This is a genomic window from Mumia flava, from assembly GCF_002797495.1.
Lineage (GTDB): Bacteria > Actinomycetota > Actinomycetes > Propionibacteriales > Nocardioidaceae > Mumia > Mumia flava.
On the sequence record NZ_PGEZ01000001.1, the window covers coordinates 2,525,946 to 2,542,293 of the forward strand.

The 16,348-nt window shown below is 73.0% G+C and carries 16 protein-coding genes; 14 read left to right on the top strand and 2 right to left on the bottom strand.

All coding sequences use genetic code 11. The features are described from left to right. Positions 1 to 28: 28 nt before the first annotated feature. Positions 29 to 772 carry a DUF3109 family protein gene (locus CLV56_RS11880; RefSeq protein ID WP_039339865.1) on the bottom strand — a complete coding sequence of 248 codons (744 nt, stop codon included), beginning with the start codon at positions 770 to 772 and terminating at the stop codon, positions 29 to 31. Positions 773 to 856: 84 nt separating this feature from the next. On the opposite strand from CLV56_RS11880, the gene CLV56_RS11885 reads away from it, so the two are divergent. The 12 genes from CLV56_RS11885 (at position 857) to CLV56_RS21015 (ending at position 13,487) form a co-directional block, all read left to right on the top strand. Then, positions 857 to 1,780 carry a Ppx/GppA family phosphatase gene (locus CLV56_RS11885; protein WP_039339864.1) on the top strand — a complete coding sequence of 308 codons (924 nt, stop codon included), beginning with the start codon at positions 857 to 859 and terminating at the stop codon, positions 1,778 to 1,780. 23 nt (positions 1,781 to 1,803) lie between these two features. Continuing rightward, entirely contained in the window at positions 1,804 to 2,625 is an 822-nt protein-coding gene (locus CLV56_RS11890; RefSeq protein ID WP_039339863.1) for a sugar phosphate isomerase/epimerase family protein, read from the top strand. Between the two features lie 96 nt (positions 2,626 to 2,721). Further along, complete coding sequence (locus tag CLV56_RS11895) at positions 2,722 to 3,309, top strand: TetR/AcrR family transcriptional regulator (protein ID WP_100414868.1); 588 nt, start codon at positions 2,722 to 2,724, stop codon at positions 3,307 to 3,309. Positions 3,310 to 3,387: 78 nt separating this feature from the next. Next, positions 3,388 to 4,248, top strand: a complete 861-nt coding sequence (locus CLV56_RS11900; protein ID WP_039339861.1) for an ABC transporter permease — start codon at positions 3,388 to 3,390, stop codon at positions 4,246 to 4,248. Next, positions 4,221 to 4,964: an ABC transporter ATP-binding protein gene (locus tag CLV56_RS11905; RefSeq protein WP_100414869.1), complete on the top strand. Its 744-nt coding sequence runs from the start codon at positions 4,221 to 4,223 to the stop codon at positions 4,962 to 4,964. The genes CLV56_RS11900 and CLV56_RS11905 overlap by 28 nt, the downstream gene beginning before the upstream one ends. Positions 4,965 to 5,070: 106 nt before the next feature. Next, the gene (locus tag CLV56_RS11910; protein ID WP_039339859.1) at positions 5,071 to 6,078 is read left to right on the top strand and encodes an aliphatic sulfonate ABC transporter substrate-binding protein; all 1,008 of its coding nucleotides are present in this window, start codon (positions 5,071 to 5,073) and stop codon (positions 6,076 to 6,078) included. After that, positions 6,075 to 8,444 carry an arylsulfatase gene (locus tag CLV56_RS11915; RefSeq protein ID WP_211288052.1) on the top strand — a complete coding sequence of 790 codons (2,370 nt, stop codon included), beginning with the start codon at positions 6,075 to 6,077 and terminating at the stop codon, positions 8,442 to 8,444. The genes CLV56_RS11910 and CLV56_RS11915 overlap by 4 nt, the downstream gene beginning before the upstream one ends. A gap of 117 nt (positions 8,445 to 8,561) precedes the next feature. Next, positions 8,562 to 9,359 carry a pyrroline-5-carboxylate reductase gene (gene proC, locus CLV56_RS11920; protein ID WP_039339858.1) on the top strand — a complete coding sequence of 266 codons (798 nt, stop codon included), beginning with the start codon at positions 8,562 to 8,564 and terminating at the stop codon, positions 9,357 to 9,359. Between the two features lie 86 nt (positions 9,360 to 9,445). Next, positions 9,446 to 10,636 (top strand): acetoin utilization protein AcuC, encoded by a 1,191-nt coding sequence (locus CLV56_RS11925; protein ID WP_039339856.1) that lies wholly within the window; start codon positions 9,446 to 9,448, stop codon positions 10,634 to 10,636. A 159-nt stretch (positions 10,637 to 10,795) separates the two neighbouring features. Continuing rightward, positions 10,796 to 10,897, top strand: coding sequence for a 30S ribosomal protein bS22 (locus CLV56_RS11930; protein ID WP_100414870.1), 102 nt, complete (start codon positions 10,796 to 10,798; stop codon positions 10,895 to 10,897). 15 nt (positions 10,898 to 10,912) lie between these two features. Next, positions 10,913 to 11,896, top strand: coding sequence for an NAD-dependent epimerase/dehydratase family protein (locus tag CLV56_RS11935; protein ID WP_039339855.1), 984 nt, complete (start codon positions 10,913 to 10,915; stop codon positions 11,894 to 11,896). After that, a complete protein-coding gene (locus CLV56_RS21015; protein ID WP_245857783.1) occupies positions 11,889 to 13,487 on the top strand; it encodes a lysophospholipid acyltransferase family protein in 1,599 nt (532 codons plus the stop codon). Before CLV56_RS11935 ends, CLV56_RS21015 begins: the two co-directional genes overlap by 8 nt. A gap of 43 nt (positions 13,488 to 13,530) precedes the next feature. Here CLV56_RS21015 and CLV56_RS11945 read toward each other — a convergent pair whose 3' ends face one another. After that, positions 13,531 to 14,403 (bottom strand): HAD family hydrolase, encoded by an 873-nt coding sequence (locus tag CLV56_RS11945; protein ID WP_039339853.1) that lies wholly within the window; start codon positions 14,401 to 14,403, stop codon positions 13,531 to 13,533. 72 nt (positions 14,404 to 14,475) lie between these two features. On the opposite strand from CLV56_RS11945, the gene CLV56_RS11950 reads away from it, so the two are divergent. Next, complete coding sequence (locus CLV56_RS11950; protein WP_039339851.1) at positions 14,476 to 16,035, top strand: AMP-binding protein; 1,560 nt, start codon at positions 14,476 to 14,478, stop codon at positions 16,033 to 16,035. Beyond that, the gene (locus CLV56_RS11955) at positions 16,032 to 16,289 is read left to right on the top strand and encodes a glutaredoxin family protein (protein WP_039339849.1); all 258 of its coding nucleotides are present in this window, start codon (positions 16,032 to 16,034) and stop codon (positions 16,287 to 16,289) included. Before CLV56_RS11950 ends, CLV56_RS11955 begins: the two co-directional genes overlap by 4 nt. Positions 16,290 to 16,348 lie beyond the last annotated feature (59 nt).

Consider the following 16,348-nt stretch of genomic DNA (forward strand, 5'->3'; position numbering starts at 1 on the left):
CACCGTCACACCCCGTACGGGTGGGGTCTCAGGACGGGTCGGCCGGGTGGCGGACGAGGTCGGGCATCCGTGCGAGGTGCTCCTCGCAGTGCCGGACGAGCTCGGCGTACCCGGCGTCGCCCATCAGCGCGGCCAGCTCGTCGGCGTTGGCGAGGTAGACCGGCTCCATCCCGACGTGCGCCTCGGTGTTGGAGGAGCAGTACCAGTCCAGGTCGTGGCCTCCGGGGCCCCAGCCGGCCCGGGTGTACTCGCCGATCGAGACCTCCGTGTAGGTCTGCCCGTCACCAGGGTCGACGTCGCGGTACTCCCGTCGGATCGGCAGCTGCCAGCAGACGTCCGGCTTCGTCTCGTGCGGCTTGACGTCGTGGTCCAGCGCCCACTTGTGCAGGGCGCAGCCGTAGCCGCCCTCGAAGCCCTCCCGGTTGTGGAAGATGCACGCGCCCCCGACCGTCCGGGTCTTGAGCTCGCCGTCCTCGTCGCGCTCCGTCCACCCCTCGGCCCGTCCGACGTCGTGGTGCTGCCAGTCGGCGGGACCGAGCTTCTTGACGTACTTCTTCACGCGCTTGTAGTCGTCGGAGTCGGCGAAGTGCGCGCCGAGCGTGCAGCATCCGACGTCGGGTGCGCTCGCGTAGATGCCGCGGCAGCCCTGACCGAAGATGCAGGTCCAGCGCGAGGTCAGCCAGGTCAGGTCGCAGCGGAAGACCTGCGTCTCGTCGGCCGGGTCGGCGAACTCGACCCAGGCGCGAGGGAAATCGTCCAGCACCTCGGGCACAGCTCCACCGTAGCGCGAGTCGGCGCTCGTCGAACGGGGCGCGGGTCGCGGCTGCGTGGCAGCAGGCTCGGTAGGCTGAATCGCATGCGGATCGGAGTCCTGGACATCGGGTCGAACACGGGCCACCTGCTCGTGGTCGACGCCTATCGCGGTGCCCCGCCGCTGCCCGCCTACACCTACAAGGAGCCGCTGCGGCTCGCGGAGCACCTCGACGAGCAGGGAGCGGTCGACGAGCGCGGCCGGAAGGCCCTCGTCCGGTTCGTCGACGAGGCTCGGGTGGTCGCGGCGGAGAAGGGCTGCTCGGAGGTGATCGCGTTCGCCACCTCCGCGGTCCGTGACGCGGTGAACGCCGACGACGTGCTGTCCCTGGTCGAGCGGGAGTCCGGGGTCGCGCTGCAGGTCCTGCCCGGCGAGGAGGAGGCCCGGCTGACGTTCCTCGCGGTGCGGCGCTGGTTCGGCTGGTCGTCCGGGCGGCTGGGGGTCTTCGACATCGGCGGCGGGTCGCTGGAGATCGCGTGCGGCTCCGACGAGTCCCCGGACGTGTGCACGTCGCTCCCGCTGGGCGCCGGGCGCCTGACCCGCGAGTGGTTCCCGACCGGGGTGCCGACGGACGAGCAGTACGAGGCGCTGCGCCTGGCGGTGCGCCAGCGGATCGCCGAGCAGGCGGGGTCGCTGATGCGCGCCGGCGGGTTCGACCACGCCGTGGCGACCAGCAAGACCTTCCGGTCGCTCGCCCGGCTCAGCGGCGCTGCGCCGTCCGAGCAGGGCCCGTACGTCCGGCGGATGCTGGAGCGTGACGCGCTCGCGGCGGTGCTGGAGGAGCTGCGGCGGATGCCGGTGGACGAGATCGCGATGCAGCCGGGCGTCTCCGCGAACCGCGCGCACCAGATGGTGGCCGGTGCCGTCGTCGCCGATGCCGTGATGGACCTGTTCGACCTCGGCGGGCTCGAGGTCTGCCCGTGGGCCCTGCGTGAGGGCGTGCTGCTCGAGCGGCACGACCACATGTGACCGGTCGGCGTAGGCTTGGGACCGTGCCCGACCCCGCCGACCACGCCGTACGAGTGCCCGCCTCGCGGGTGACGCTGTCGACGTCGTCGGTCTACCCCGAGCCGACCGAGGCGGCGTTCGAGATGGCCAAGCGGCTGGGGTACGACGGGGTCGAGGTGATGGTCGGCACGGACGCCACCAGCACCGACATCGACGCCGTCGCCGCGCTGGCCGAGTCGCACGAGATCGCGGTCACGTCGGTGCACGCGCCGTGCCTGCTGATCACGCAGCGCGTGTGGGGCACGGACAACTGGGGCAAGCTCGAGCGCAGCGCGGAGATGGCGCGCGTCACCGGGGCGGGCCTGGTCGTGGTGCACCCGCCGTTTCGCTGGCAGCGCGACTACGCCCGGGGTTTCGTCGAGGGGATCGCCCGGCTGGAGTCGAGCACCGGCGTGGTCTTCGCGGTCGAGAACATGTACCCGTGGCGCACGGGCCGGCGCGAGTTCCAGGCGTACGCCCCGGGCTGGGACCCGCTCGACTTCGACTACGCCCACGTCACGCTCGATGCGTCGCACTGCGCCACCTCGGGGTCGGACGCGGTCGAGATGGCCAAGGCGCTCGGCGGTCGGCTGGCCCACGTCCACCTGGGTGACGGCTCGGGTTCGGTGCGCGACGAGCACCTCGTCCCGGGTCGCGGCAACCAGCCGGTCGCGGAGCTGCTGGGCATGCTCGCCGAGCAGGGGTACGGCGGTGACGTGGCCGTGGAGGTGACCACGCGCAAGGCGTCCGGTCGGCCTCAGCGCGAGGCCGACCTGGCCGAGGCGCTGGCCTTCGCGCGGTTGCACCTGGCCGCGCTCGCGGTCTGACGGGCGGCCCGCCGCCTCGTCCGTGGGGGCTGTGATGTCGTACAAGTTTCTCGCAACTCCAGGTCACGGGCCTGAAGACGTGGGTACGTTGCGGGCATGGCAGCAGGACGACGACCAGGATCGCCGGACACTCGGGGCGAGATCGTGGCGGCGGCACGTGCCGAGTTCGCGGTGCACGGCTTCGCGGCGACATCGCTGCGCGCAGTCGCACGGAGGGCGAGCGTGGATCCCGCGCTCGTCCACCACTACTTCCGTGACAAGGCCGACCTCGCGGACGCGGCGATCGTGCCCGCGATCGACGTGGAGCCGTTTCTCGCGCCGGTGCTGGCCGCGCCGCTCGAGCGGACCGGGGAGGCCCTGGTCGAGAGCCTCGTGCGGGCGTGGGACGACCCCTCGTGGGCCGACGCCGTCACCGCAGCGATGCGGATCGGCGTCGGGGACGTCGAGCAGGCGGGGCTGCTCCGCGCGCTGCTGACCGACGGCCCCATCCCGGTCGCCCTGCGCGACCGGGGACTCTCCGACGTCGCGGTCTGCACGGCGATGTCGCACGTCCTGGGGATGATGGCGGCCCGCTACGTGAGTCGGCTGGAGCCGCTGGCGTCGATGCCGCGGTCCGAGGTCGTCGCTCTGCACGGACCGCTGGTGCAGCAGTGCCTCGCGGTCCCGGTCGCCCTCTCCGCCTGACCCGTCGCGCGGCGCCGACACGCGGGTGATCCAGGTCACTCGTGACAACGGCGCCACCGCTTGTCTAGTATCTCGACTATGTCAGTAGAGATTAGCGAGAAAATAGAGGACGAGGCCCTCCGACCCGGGGTCGACGACCGTCTCGCCCTCCCGCGCCGGTCGGCGAGCGCGGGCCGTGCCGCTCGCGACGTCGGACTGAAGCTCACGGGTCCGCTGATCGCGCTCGCGGCGTGGTTCGTCCTCACCGCGACCGGCCTGGTCCCCGAGACGACCCTCCCGTCGCCCGGGCAGGTCTTCGCGGCAGCCGCGGAGATGCTGCGCGCCGGCGAGCTCCAGGAGCACCTCCTGGTCTCGCTCCAGCGGGCCGGCGCCGGGCTGCTGATCGGCGTGGTGACCGGGGTGCTGCTCGCCCTGCTCTCCGGCCTCAGCCGGACCGGCGAGGTGCTGCTCGACTCGAACCTCCAGATGCTCCGCGCGATGCCGATCCTCGCACTGGTCCCGCTCGCCATCGTCTGGTTCGGGATCGGGGAGGAGGTCAAGATCGTGCTCGTCGCGCTCGGCGTGACCTTCCCCGTCTACCTCAACACCCACGCCGCGATCCGCAGCGTCGACGCGAGATACGTCGACCTGGCGACCACGGTCGGACTGTCCCGGCTGGCCCTGATCCGCCGGGTCGTGCTTCCCGGCGCCCTGCCCGGCTTCTTCACCGGGCTGCGCTTCGCGGTCGCGATCGCCTGGCTCGTCCTGGTCGTGAGCGAGCAGATCAACGCCAGCAGCGGGATCGGCTACCTGATGACCCAGGCCCGCAGTATCAGCGCGACCGACGTGATCGTCGTCGGCCTCGTGGTCTACGCGCTGCTCGGCCTCACCTCCGACACCCTCGTCCGACTCATCGAGAGGAGGGCGCTGTCATGGCGCTCCACCCTGCAGGCGCGCTAGAGGCGCCGACCACCGACGCGATCGTCCGCGCGCACGGCGTCAGCCGCTCGTTCGACGGCCGCGGGATCCTGCACGACATCGACCTCACGATCCGGCGGGGCGAGTTCGTCGCCCTCCTCGGACGCAGCGGCTCCGGCAAGAGCACGCTGCTGCGGATCCTCGCCCGGCTCGACGGCGACTACCGCGGCTCGATCGAGGTGCCGGGCCGGCCCGCCGTCGCCTTCCAGGACTCCCGCCTGCTGCCGTGGGCCCGGGTGCTCGAGAACGTGACGCTCGGGCTGCGGGGCCGGGCGGCCCGAGCCCGCGCCCAGGCGCTGCTCGCCGAGGTCGGCCTCGACGGCCGTGCCGGGGACTGGCCGAAGACCCTGTCCGGCGGCGAGGCCCAGCGTGCCGCGCTCGCCCGGGCGCTCGTACGCGAGCCCGGGCTCCTGCTCATGGACGAGCCGTTCGGCGCCCTCGACGCGCTCACCCGGATCCGGATGCACCGGCTCGTCCGCGACCTGGTCCGCCGCCACCGCCCGGCAGTGCTGCTCGTCACCCACGACGTCGACGAGGCCGTGCTGCTCGCCGACCGGGTGCTCGTCCTCACCGACGGGCGGCTCTCGCTCGACCTCCCGGTCCGGCTCCCCGCCACCGGGCGACGCCAGTCCCCGGCCTTCGGCGCGCTCCGCTCCCGGCTGCTCGCCGAGCTCGGAGTCGGCGACGACGACCACTGACCGGGCACCGAGAACTCGCTCCCGTCACCGAGGAAACGCGCACTGTCGCGGTGCCCGGAGCCAGCTTCCGTTGCCGGCAACGCAAACCCGCAAACGAAGGAGACGTATGAAGCACCGACCGTCCAGCCCCGTCATCGTCGCGCTCGCCGCCGGTCTCGCCCTGGTCGCGCTCGCCGCGCTGACCGGGTGCACCTCGGCCTCCGGCGACGACGCCACCCGGACCCTGAACGTCGGCCAGCTCGGCGCGACGAAGATCGAGGAGGCGCTCCTCGAAGCCTCCGGTGAGGCCGACGACCTGCCGTACGAGATCGAGTGGAGCCTGTACCCGGCCGGCGGACCGGCCTTCCTCGAGGCGGTCCCGAGCGGGTCCGTCGACGTCGCGTCCATGGCCGACACGCCTCCGATCTTCGGTCAGGTCGCCGGGATCGGGACCAAGATCGTCGCGGTCGAGGAGTCGACCGCCCCGGACACCTCCACCGTCGAGATCCTCGCCGCCCCGGGGTCCGGCATCGACTCGGTCGCCGACCTGAAGGGCAAGAAGGTCGCGACCACCGAGGCGACGATCCTCCAGTACACGCTGGTCCGGGCACTGGAGGAGGCCGGGCTGAGCTACGACGACATCGAGCCGGTCCCGCTCGCACCGCCGGACGCAGCCGCGGCGTTCGCGTCCGGTGACGTCGACGCCGTGACGGCCCTGGACCCGCAACGGGCCCAGATGGTCGCCGAAGGGGCGCAGGTGATCGGCGACGGCGTCGGCACCACGAGCGGCTACTCGGTCGTGGTCGCGACCGACGCCGCGCTGGCCGACGAGCAGCGGGCCGCCGACGTCGAGGACTTCGTGCAGCGGCTCGCCCGCGCCCAGGCGTGGGCGGTGGAGAACCCGGACGCCTGGCTGCCGGTCTACACCGAGGTCAGCGGGCTGCCCGCGGACATCGCCGAGGCCGTGCTGGAGCGCGAGGGATCGCGGTACGTGCCGATCGACGACACCGTGATCGCGCAGCAGCAGGAGCAGGCCGACGCGTACCACCGGCTCGGCCTGATCGAGGAGAAGCTGGACGTCTCCGCCCAGTTCGACGACCGGTTCAACGACGTGCTGACGGGAGCCGGCTCGTGAGCGCCCCGGACACGAGCGGCACCGGCGGCCAGAGCGGGCCGCGCGAGGGCGTGCCGGAGTACGCACGGGGCTACGAGCGGTTCCCCGGCCGGGTGGGGCGCACGGCGTCGCAGTCCGAACGGGCGTGGCCGCGGGAGCGTCGCGCCGCCGACGGCAGCCCGAACATCGTCGTCGTGGTCGTCGACGACCTCGGCTACAGCGACGTCGGCCCGTTCGGGTCCGAGATCGCGACGCCGGTGCTCGACGGCCTGGCGCGCCGCGGGATCGTGCTCCCCAACTACCACACGACGCCGGTCTGCTCTCCGGCGCGCGCCGCCCTGCTGACCGGGCTCAACCCGCACCGCGCCGGCTACGGCAGCGTCGCGAACTCCGACCCGGGCTTCCCGAACCTCCGACTCGAGCTGGACGACGACGTCCTCACCCTGCCCGAGGCCCTGCGGGAGCACGGGTACGCGACGTTCGGGATCGGCAAGTGGCACCTGACCCGGGACGCGCTGATGAACCACGCTGCCGACAAGGGGACCTGGCCGCTGCAGCGCGGCTTCGACCGCTACTACGGCACCCTCGAGGGCTGCAACAGCTTCTTCCACCCCAACCAGCTGATCCGCGACAACGGCGCGGTGGACGTCACCGAGCTGCCGCCCGACTACTACCTGACCGACGACCTCACCGACGAGGCCGTCGCGATGATCAAGGGGCTGCGCGCGAACGACTCCCGCAAGCCGTTCTTCCTCTACTTCGCGCACCACGCGATGCACGGTCCGCTGGGCGCGAAGCCCGAGGACCTCGCGGCGCAGCGCGGCCGGTACGACGACGGGTGGGACGCCGTACGCCGCCGCCGGCACGCCGCTCAGATCGCCTCCGGCCTGCTGCCGACCGGCACCGTGCTCCCGGACGCCGAGAAGTCGCCCGGCTTCGACGTCGCCGCGTGGGACAGCCTGTCGGAGGCCGAGCAGATCCGCTACGCCCGCTACATGGAGGTCTACGCGGCGATGGTCGCCTCGATCGACGCGAGCCTCGGTCGGATCCTCGACGTCGTCGACGCGCTCGGCGAGCTCGAGGACACCATCGTGGTCTTCACCTCCGACAACGGCGGCACCTTCGAGGGTGGCGCCGAGGGCACCCGCTCGTACTTCTCCCGCTTCGTGCACGTCCCGGGGGTGCCGCGGGACTGGGAGGCCGACGTCGACCGCGACCTCGACCTGATCGGCGGGCCGCGCACGATGGTGCACTATCCGCGCGGGTGGGGGATGGTCTCCAACACGCCGTTCCGCTTCGCCAAGGGCCAGACGTTCGCCGGCGGCGTGCGGGTGCCGATGATCGTCGCCTACGGTGACCGGCTCCGCGCGGGTCACGACGACGACGGCTACCGGCGCGGCTACCAGTACGTGACCGACGTGCTTCCCACCCTGCTGGACCTCGCCGGGATCACGCATCCCGGTCGCCGCAACGGGTCGCCGACCCAGGCGATCGACGGGGTCAGCTTCGCCGAGACGCTGTGCACGGCCGGCGCGGGCGGCACACGGCACGAGCAGTACGCCGAGTTCGGCGGCAACCGGGGCTACTACGCCGACGGCTGGAAGGTCGTCACGCAGCACGCACCCGGCACCCCGTTCGACGACGCCGAGTGGGAGCTCTACCACGTCGAGTCCGACCCGACCGAGGTCCGCGACCTCGCCGCCGACGAGCCCGAGCGGCTGCGGGCGATGGCGCTGGCCTGGGAGCGGGCCGCGTGGGAGAACACCGTCTTCCCCCTCCCGGACGCGCCGGGCCTCGCGGCCGTGCGCCGCCCGGCCGAGCGTGAGCTCGAGCAGCCGGTCACCCTGCTCCCGGGGACGCCGCGGCTCGAGCGCTACCGCTCCAGCGTGCTGACGTCGTTGCGCTCGTTCGCGGTGGAGGTCGATCTCGCCACCAGCGGGGACGACGCCGGCGTCCTCGTCGCGCACGGGGACCAGGGCGGCGGCTACGCACTGATCGTCGAGGACGACCGGCTGCGGTTGTCGTACAACGAGTACGGGCGGCTGCGCCGCTTCGACGCCGGCCCGATCGGCGCGGGCGACCACCTCGTACGCCTCGAGATGGACGCGTGGCCCGGATTCAAGTGGGGCGTCCGCGTCCTCCTCGACGGCCGTACGGTCGCCCGCGGCGGGCCGGTGTGGATGCTGCTCGGGATGGCCCCGTTCAGCGGGATCGACGTGGGTCTCGACCGGCCGGGGCCGGTGGACTGGGACGTCTACCAGCGCCATGGGGCGTACCGGTGGAGCGGGACGTTGCGCACGGTCCGCTACCTGCCGGGTCCGCGCGCCGGCTACGACCCGGCCGCGGTCGCGGAGGCCGAGCGCGACGTGGCGCTCGCCTTCGACTGAGATGGAGCGAGCCGCCGGCCCCGCCCCTGCGCGGCGGCGGGGCCGTCGGCCTATCCTCGGTCCGAGGCGTGCGGCCGGGACCGGCCGGACGTCCTCGACGAGCCGAGGAGGGCGAGCATGACGACGGTCGCGGTGATCGGTGGCGGCGTGATGGGCGAGACGCTGGTGGCCGGGATGCTCCGCAACGGCTGGGACGCCGGTGACGTGGCGATCGCGGAGAAGCGCGCCGACCACGCAGCCACGCTCCGGGACCGGCACGGCGTCGAGGTCGGCGACATCGACGCCGTCGTGCGCAGCGCCGACGTGGTCGCGCTCGTCGTCAAGCCCCAGGATCTCCCGGCCGTCCTCGGCGAGGTCGCCGCGCACCTGGCGCCCTCGGCCCTCGTCGTCTCGCTCGCGGCGGGGGTCACCACCGAGACGATCGAGGCGGCCCTGGCACCCGGCACGCCGGTCGTGCGCGTGATGCCGAACACCCCCGCCCAGGTCGGGGCCGGCACGGCGGCGATCTCACCCGGCGCCCACCCGAGCGAGCAGCACCTCGAGCTCGTGGAGCAGCTGATGGCGGCCGTCGGTCACGTCGTCCGTGTCCCCGAGTCGCAGCAGGACGCCGTCACGGCCGTGTCGGGCTCCGGGCCGGCGTACGTCTTCCTCGTCGCCGAGGCGATGATCGAGGCCGGTGTCCACCTGGGCCTGCCGCGCGCGACCGCGACCGAGCTCGCGGTCCACACCGTACGGGGGGCCGCGACGCTGCTGGACGAGAGCGGGACGCACCCTGCGCTCCTGCGGGAGCAGGTGACCTCGCCCGCCGGGACGACCGCGGCGGCGCTGCGGGCACTCGAGGACCACGGTCTCCGCTCGGCGTTCCTGGCCGCGCTCGAGGCTGCGCGCGACCGGTCCCGCGAGCTCGCCGGCTGACCGTCGTCGGCCGTGTGCCGCCGTCGGCGAGCGGTGCACAGGACGGCGCGACGAGACGCGCGTCACGCGGCGGCTACGCTGGCTGCATGACCGCCGGTCCAGATCCCGCCTGCCTCGTCTACGACGAACGGCTGATCGGGTACGACTTCGGCCCGAGCCATCCGATGGCCCCGGTCCGCGTCGATCTCACCCTGCGGCTGGCCGAGGAGCTCGGCGTGTGCGGCGCGGACCTCGCCCGCGCAGGCGCGTCGGCGGTCGACGACGCGACGCTCGCGACGGTGCACACCGACGCCTACATCGAGGCCGTGCGAGCGGTCAGCGAGCACCCGGAGCGTCGGCGCCCGGACGTCGGCCTCGGCACCGACGACAACCCGACCTTCGCGCACATGCACGACGCCGGGGCGCTGATCGCCGGGGCGAGCATCGAGGCCGCCCGCCGGGTGTGGACCGGTCAGGCGCGACACGCCCTGAACGTCAGCGGCGGGCTGCACCACGCGATGCCGGGACGCGCCAGCGGCTTCTGCATCTACAACGACGTCGCGATCGCGATCCGCTGGCTGCTCGACAACGGCGCGGCCCGGGTCGCCTACATCGACGTCGACGCCCACCACGGCGACGGGGTGCAGAAGATCTTCTACGACGACCCGCGGGTGCTGACCGTCTCGCTGCACGAGACCGGGCAGACGCTGTTCCCCGGGACGGGGATGGCCAGCGAGATCGGCGGTGGGGACGCCGCCGGCACGGCGGTCAACGTCGCACTGCCGCCGGGCACCTCCGACGCCGGCTGGCTCCGCGCGTTCCACGCGGTGGTCCCGCCGGTGGTCCGCGAGTTCAAGCCGGACATCCTTGTCACCCAGCAAGGCTGCGACTCCCACATGGACGACCCGCTGACCAACCTGATGCTGAGCGTCGACGGCCAGCGGGCCTCGTACCTCGCCCTGCGCGACCTGGCCGAGGAGACCGCGTCGGGCCGCTGGGTCGCGCTCGGCGGCGGCGGCTACTCGGTCCTCGACGTGGTCCCCCGCGCCTGGACGCACCTGCTCGCGATCGTCGCCGGGCACCCGATCGAGCCGGAGACCCTCACCCCTCCGCAGTGGCGCGAGCGCGTCGTGAGCCTCAAGGGCGGCGGCAGCGCGCCGACACGGATGACCGACGGCCGCTCCACCGCGTACCGCTCCTGGACCGACGGCTACGACCCCGCCAGCTGGCTCGACCGGACCATCCTGGCCACCCGCAACGAGATCTTCCCGCTCTACGGCCTCGACCCGATGCCCTGAGCTGTCCGACCTGAGGCCCGGTGCCGGGCCGGTGGACCCGCGCCCACCCGTCGGATGTGGCCGTGCTGACAGCCGGTTGACGCTCCTGTGCGTCCAGCCCGTACGCTTGACCTTCGGTCGCCTCGCCCGGGGCACCGAAGCAGCAAGAGAAGGTGAACCGTGGGTTCTGTCATCAAGAAGCGCCGCAAGCGGATGTCGAAGAAGAAGCACCGCAAGCTCCTCAAGCGCACGCGCGTGCAGCGCCGCAAGCTCGGCAAGTAGTCGCGAGACGCCGCGATGGGGCGCGTCGTCCTGATCACCGGCGTCGCGCGCGACCTCGGCTCGAGGCTCGCGCGGCGGCTGGCGACGACTCCCGGGGTGGACAAGGTCGTCGGTCTCGACGTGCTGCCGCCCGGCGGCGACCTGCACGGCGTCAAGTTCGTCCGTGCGGACATCCGCACACCGGTCGTCGGCAAGGTGCTGGCCGTGGAGGACGTCGACACCGTCGTCCACGCCGCGCTCGCACCGCCGCAGCGACAGCTCGGGTCCCGGACCGCGGTCAAGGAGACCAACGTCATCGGGACGATGCAGCTGCTGGCGGCCTGCCAGAGCTCGCGCACCGTCGAGCGGCTGGTGGTGAGCTCGTCGGCCGCGGTCTACGGCTCGTCGCCGCGCGACCCGGCGATGTTCACCGAGCAGATGTCGGCGCGCGCCGGCGTGTCCAGCGGATTCGGCAAGGACGTCGTGGACGTCGAGGGCTACGTCCGCGGGTTCGGACGGCGTCGTCCCGACATCGCCGTGGCCACCCTGCGCGTCGCGAGCGTGCTGGCCGGCGACGTGCTCAGCCCGTTCGGTGAGCTGCTCCGCCTCCCGGTGATCCCCGCGACCCTCGGGTACGACCCGCGCCTGCAGTTCGTGCACCCCTACGACGTGCTCAACGTGCTGACCCTCGCGGCGACCGGCGACGTCGACGGGACGTACAACGTCGCGGGTCCGCAGGTCACGACGGTGAGCCAGATGGCCCGTCGCCTGTCGCGTCCGCTGCTGCGGATCCCGTCGATCGGCTTCAGCCCGACGACCAGCCGCGTGGTGCGGCTGATGAACTCCGACTACTACCCGGAGCTGAGCCGGCTGCTGATGTACGGTCGCGTGGTCGACGGCGAGCGGCTGACGCGCGACCTCGGGTACGAGATGCTCTACTCGACCCCCCAGACGCTCGACGCGTTCGCCGAGGCGATCGACCCTGGACTGCTCACGACCGTGGGAGGCCCGCGTGGCTGAGGCGCCCGACGCAGGAGGACCCGACGAGGCGACCCCGCTCGGGACGCGCGGTCGCCCCGGGCGCGGGGCCGGCCGGTCGACACCGTCCTCGGCCGCGCGTTCGCTGGCCGGGTCGACGCGGCCGAAGCGCGCGAACGGCGAGGCCGCGAAGAAGCCGGCAGCGGCGAAGAAGGCGGCAGCGGCGAAGAAGGCGGCCCCGGCGAAGGCAGCAGCGGCCAAGAAGGCCGCAGCACCGAAGGCGCCGGCGAAGAAGTCAGCGCCGGCGAAGAAGTCACCAGCGAAGAAGTCAGCAGCGCCGAAGGCGGCGGCGACGAAGGCGGCGGCGACGAAGGCTGCGCCGGCGAAGAAGGCGACCCCGCCGAAGCGTGCACCGAAGCGGGTCGCGCCGAAGGACCTTCCGTCGGAGACCGCGCCGCCGGTCGAACCCACGCCGGGGTCGAGCTCGTCGGAGACTCCGCGTGAAGAGCCGCAGCGCTTGATCGTCCCGCGCGCGGACGTCCCGCCGATCGGGAGCCCGGTCGAGGTGCTCGGCTCGGAGCGCCGGGGCACGTCGGACGGCGAGGCGGCGGACCGGACGTCGGGCGAGCCCGATCCGTCGACCGACGACACCGCACCCGCGGACGCTGCGGCCGCTGACGACGCACGGCCCCGGCTGTCGTTGATCGTGACCGAGGACGACGACACGCAGGACGAGCACACCGGCATCCCGCTCACCGACTGGGTCGCCGCCCTGATCGAAGGCGCACGGACCGTGCTCGGGGAGGACTGGGAGGCGAAGGCCGCGCAGCTCCTGGCGCAGCTGCGCCGCCGGATCCAGGGCGACTACGAGATCGACGAGTTCGGGCTCGACCCCCAGCTGCATGCGATCGTGATGGCGGCACTGCGCCCGATCGCCGAGAAGTGGTTCCGGATCGAGGTCCGCGGGGCCGAGAAGATCCCCACCGCCGGTGGTGCGCTGCTCGTCGCCAACCACTCCGGCACGATCCCGGTCGACGCGGCCATGACCACGCTGGTCGTGAACGACCACGCGGACCGCAAGCTGCGCCTGCTCGGAGCCGACCTGGTCTTCACCCTGCCGTTCGTCGGCGCGACCGCGCGCAAGATCGGTGCGACCCTGGCGTGCACCGAGGACGCGGAGCGGCTGCTCGCCGAGGGTCATGCCGTCGGTGTGTGGCCCGAGGGGTTCAAGGGGATCGGCAAGCCGTACAGCGAGCGCTACAAGCTCCAGCGCTTCGGTCGCGGCGGCTTCGTCTCGGCTGCCATGCGGGCCGGAGTGCCGATCATCCCCGTCTCGGTGGTCGGGGCCGAGGAGATCTACCCCCTCATCGGGAACGTCCCGTCGCTCGCGCGCCTGCTCGGGCTCCCGTACGTCCCGATCACGCCGTTCTTCCCCTGGCTCGGCCCGCTCGGTCTGATCCCGCTGCCGTCGAAGTGGATCATCGAGTTCGGCGACCCGATCCGGACGGACGCGTACCCCCCCGAGGCGGCAGACGACCCGATGCTCGTCTTCAACGTCACCGACCAGGTCCGCGAGACGATCCAGCAGACGTTGTACGCGCTGCTCGTGGATCGCGGCCACCCCTTCGGCTGACCGCGAGCCACCCGTGGCGGACTCGCGAGCAGGATGAGGCGGGTCAGCCGCGGCGGGCTCGCGAGACGCCGAACGCCGCACCGGCGAGCCCACCGGCGACCGCGGCACCGAGGACGCCGACCTTCGCCGCCTTGCGCCCGGTGCGGTAGTCCCAGACCTGCCAGCCGTGTCTGCGTGCGTGCTCGCGCAGTCGCCGGTCCGGGTTGATCGCGCAGGGACGGCCGACGAGCGACAGCATCGGGAGGTCGTTCGCGGAGTCCGAGTACGCAGAGCAGCGCTCCAGGTCGAGACCCTCGGTCCGCGCGAGCGCGCGCACGGCGTCGGCCTTCGCCTCGTGGTGCAGCATCTCGCCGACCAGTCGGCCGGTGTAGACGCCGTCGACGGACTCGGCGACGGTCCCGAGGGCACCGGTCAGGCCGAGCCGCGCGGCGATCACGCGCGCGATCTCGACCGGCGCGGCCGTGACCAACCAGACCCGCTGGCCCTCGTCGAGGTGCATCTGCGTGAGGGCGCGGGTGCCGGGCCAGATCCGCGACGCCATCTGCTCGTCGAAGATGTCCAGGCAGACGGCCTCGAGCTCGGCGACCTCGTGCCCGGCGATGAACGCCAGCGCGCTCGCGCGGGCGGACTCGACGTGCTCGGGGTCCTCCACACCGGCGAGCCGGAAGTACGTCTGCTTCCACGCCGCGTCGAGCAGCTGGGACGTCGTGAAGAACTTGCGCTTGTAGAGGCCGCGCGCGAGGTGGAACAGCGACGCGCCCTGCATGATCGTGTTGTCGACGTCGAAGAAGGCGGCGGCACTCGGGTCCGGCGTCGCGAGGAAGGCGGACTCGACCTCGGCGGCCGCTGCGGACGCCTCGCCCGCGAGCAGGGAACGAGCACGGAGATTGCGGGGCGTGCGGTAGCCGTGATCCACGCCTGTCACCCTACGACGACGTCACGTCCGCGTGGAGGGTCTGTGTCGGACCGGCTGTGCCAGACTCGAGCCATGGTGCACAACCTCGCCGAGATCGCGTCGCGCCAGGCCGCCGCGCGCCCCGACGACGTGGCGTTCGAGGAGGCGTACGGCGACCGTCGCACGCTGACGTGGAGCGAGCTCGACGCACAGGTCGACCGGTTCGCCGCCTGGCTGTCCGGTCAGGGCCTGGTGGCCGGGCAGCGGGTCGCGCTGGTCCTCGAGAACCGCCTCGAGCTGCCTGTCGCCTACCTCGCCGTTCTGCGTCTGGGGCTGGTCGCGGTGCCGGTCAACCCGCGCGGCGCACACGACGAGGTGCTGGCGTTGTGCGCGCAGACCGGGACCCGCGTGGTCGTCGCCGAACGACGCTGGGCCAGCACGCTGACCGAGACCGGCCTGCGGACGGTGATCGCCGCTCCGCTGCGTGACGAGGACGTGCCCGCGGCACGGCCCGACGCCGCCGTCGCGTTCGCCGACGCGCTGGCGGCCGATGGACCCGCTCTGCCGCCGCCGCCCCAGGATCCCGAGTCCCTGGCTGTCCTGATGTCGACGTCGGGGACCAGCACCCGCCCTCGGATCGTCATGCTCAGCCACCGGGCGCTGCTGGCCAACATCGTCCAGGTCGCAGCCATCCGTCCGCAGCCCATCGTGGCTGCTGACCGGATCCTCCTGGTCCTGCCGCTCTTCCACGTCTTCGCTCTCAACGGCGTGCTCGGGCAGGCGCTGCACCAGGGCGCGACCACCGTCCTGCTCGACCGGTTCGACGACCAGACGCTGGCCGAGGTCGCACGCGGCGCGATCACGGTCCTCCCGGTCGCGCCGCCGGTCGTCGCCGCCTGGTGCGGCCGGCCGGGAGTCGCCGAGGCGCTCGCCGGCGTCCGTACGGTCCTCAGCGGCGCGGCGCCGATCGAGGCGGACCTGGTCGAGGAGTTCAGCGCGACCGGCGGGACGACCCTGCACCAGGGGTACGGCCTGACCGAGGCGGCGCCCGTGGTCACCACGACCCTGGCGCAGACCGACCCCGTGCCCGGCTCGGTGGGGACCCCGGTCGAGGGGCTCGAGGTGCGGCTGGTCGACTCCGACGGCTCCGACGCCCACCCGGACGATCCGGGCGAGATCTGGCTGCGGGGCCCCAACCTCCTGACCGGATTCTGGCCCGACGGGACCGACGGTCCGGACGCCGACGGGTGGTTCGCGACCGGCGACGTCGGCATCCGGGCGCCGGACGGGTCGCTCGTGCTGGTCGACCGCCTGCGCGAGCTCGTGATCGTGTCGGGCTTCAACGTCTACCCGCGCGAGGTGGAGGAGGTGCTGGCGGAGGCGCCCGGTGTCGCCGAGGTCGCGGTCGTCGGGGTGGGGGACCCCTACACCGGCGAGGCGGTCCGCGCGTACGTCGTCCCGGTCGTGCCCGACGCCGACCCCGAGGAGACGGCGGAGCGGCTGCGGGCGTACGCGGCGCTGCGTCTGGCTGCGTTCAAGGTGCCGCGCGACATCGAGGTCACCGACGCGCTGCCGCACACGGCGACGGGGGAGATCTCGAAGAGCCGGTTGCGCGCGGCCGAGGCCCGGCGCGGCATCCAGGGGCTGCTGTGAGCGCGTCGGGGCCGGGTGACGCCCGGGTGGTGGTGTACGCGAAGCCGGGCTGCCACCTGTGCGAGGACGCCCTCGCGGTGGTCGCCGCGGTGTGCTCCGACCAGGGCGCGACCTGGCGCGAGGTCGACATCAGCGGCGACGCCGAGCTGATGCGGATCTACGGCGAGCAGATCCCCGTGACGTTCGTCGACGGGGCCCAGCACGACTTCTGGCGGGTGGATCCGTCGCGGCTGGCCGCGGCGCTGCGGCCCTGAGGGACGCGGGTGAGCCGGGTCACCCCCGTCGGGAGCCCCGCGGATTTTGTTCTCACGTT

What these genes read in the sequence shown, in the direction of transcription:
- CLV56_RS11925 (WP_039339856.1), top strand. Translation starts at nt 9,446, where the DNA reads ATGACCGCCGGTCCAGATCCCGCCTGCCTCGTCTACGACGAACGGCTG.
- CLV56_RS11900 (WP_039339861.1), top strand. Translation starts at nt 3,388, where the DNA reads ATGTCAGTAGAGATTAGCGAGAAAATAGAGGACGAGGCCCTCCGACCC.
- CLV56_RS11895 (WP_100414868.1), top strand. Translation starts at nt 2,722, where the DNA reads ATGGCAGCAGGACGACGACCAGGATCGCCGGACACTCGGGGCGAGATC.
- CLV56_RS11885 (WP_039339864.1), top strand. Translation starts at nt 857, where the DNA reads ATGCGGATCGGAGTCCTGGACATCGGGTCGAACACGGGCCACCTGCTC.
- CLV56_RS11935 (WP_039339855.1), top strand. Translation starts at nt 10,913, where the DNA reads ATGGGGCGCGTCGTCCTGATCACCGGCGTCGCGCGCGACCTCGGCTCG.
- proC (WP_039339858.1), top strand. Translation starts at nt 8,562, where the DNA reads ATGACGACGGTCGCGGTGATCGGTGGCGGCGTGATGGGCGAGACGCTG.
- CLV56_RS11910 (WP_039339859.1), top strand. Translation starts at nt 5,071, where the DNA reads ATGAAGCACCGACCGTCCAGCCCCGTCATCGTCGCGCTCGCCGCCGGT.
- CLV56_RS11905 (WP_100414869.1), top strand. Translation starts at nt 4,221, where the DNA reads ATGGCGCTCCACCCTGCAGGCGCGCTAGAGGCGCCGACCACCGACGCG.
- CLV56_RS11950 (WP_039339851.1), top strand. Translation starts at nt 14,476, where the DNA reads ATGGTGCACAACCTCGCCGAGATCGCGTCGCGCCAGGCCGCCGCGCGC.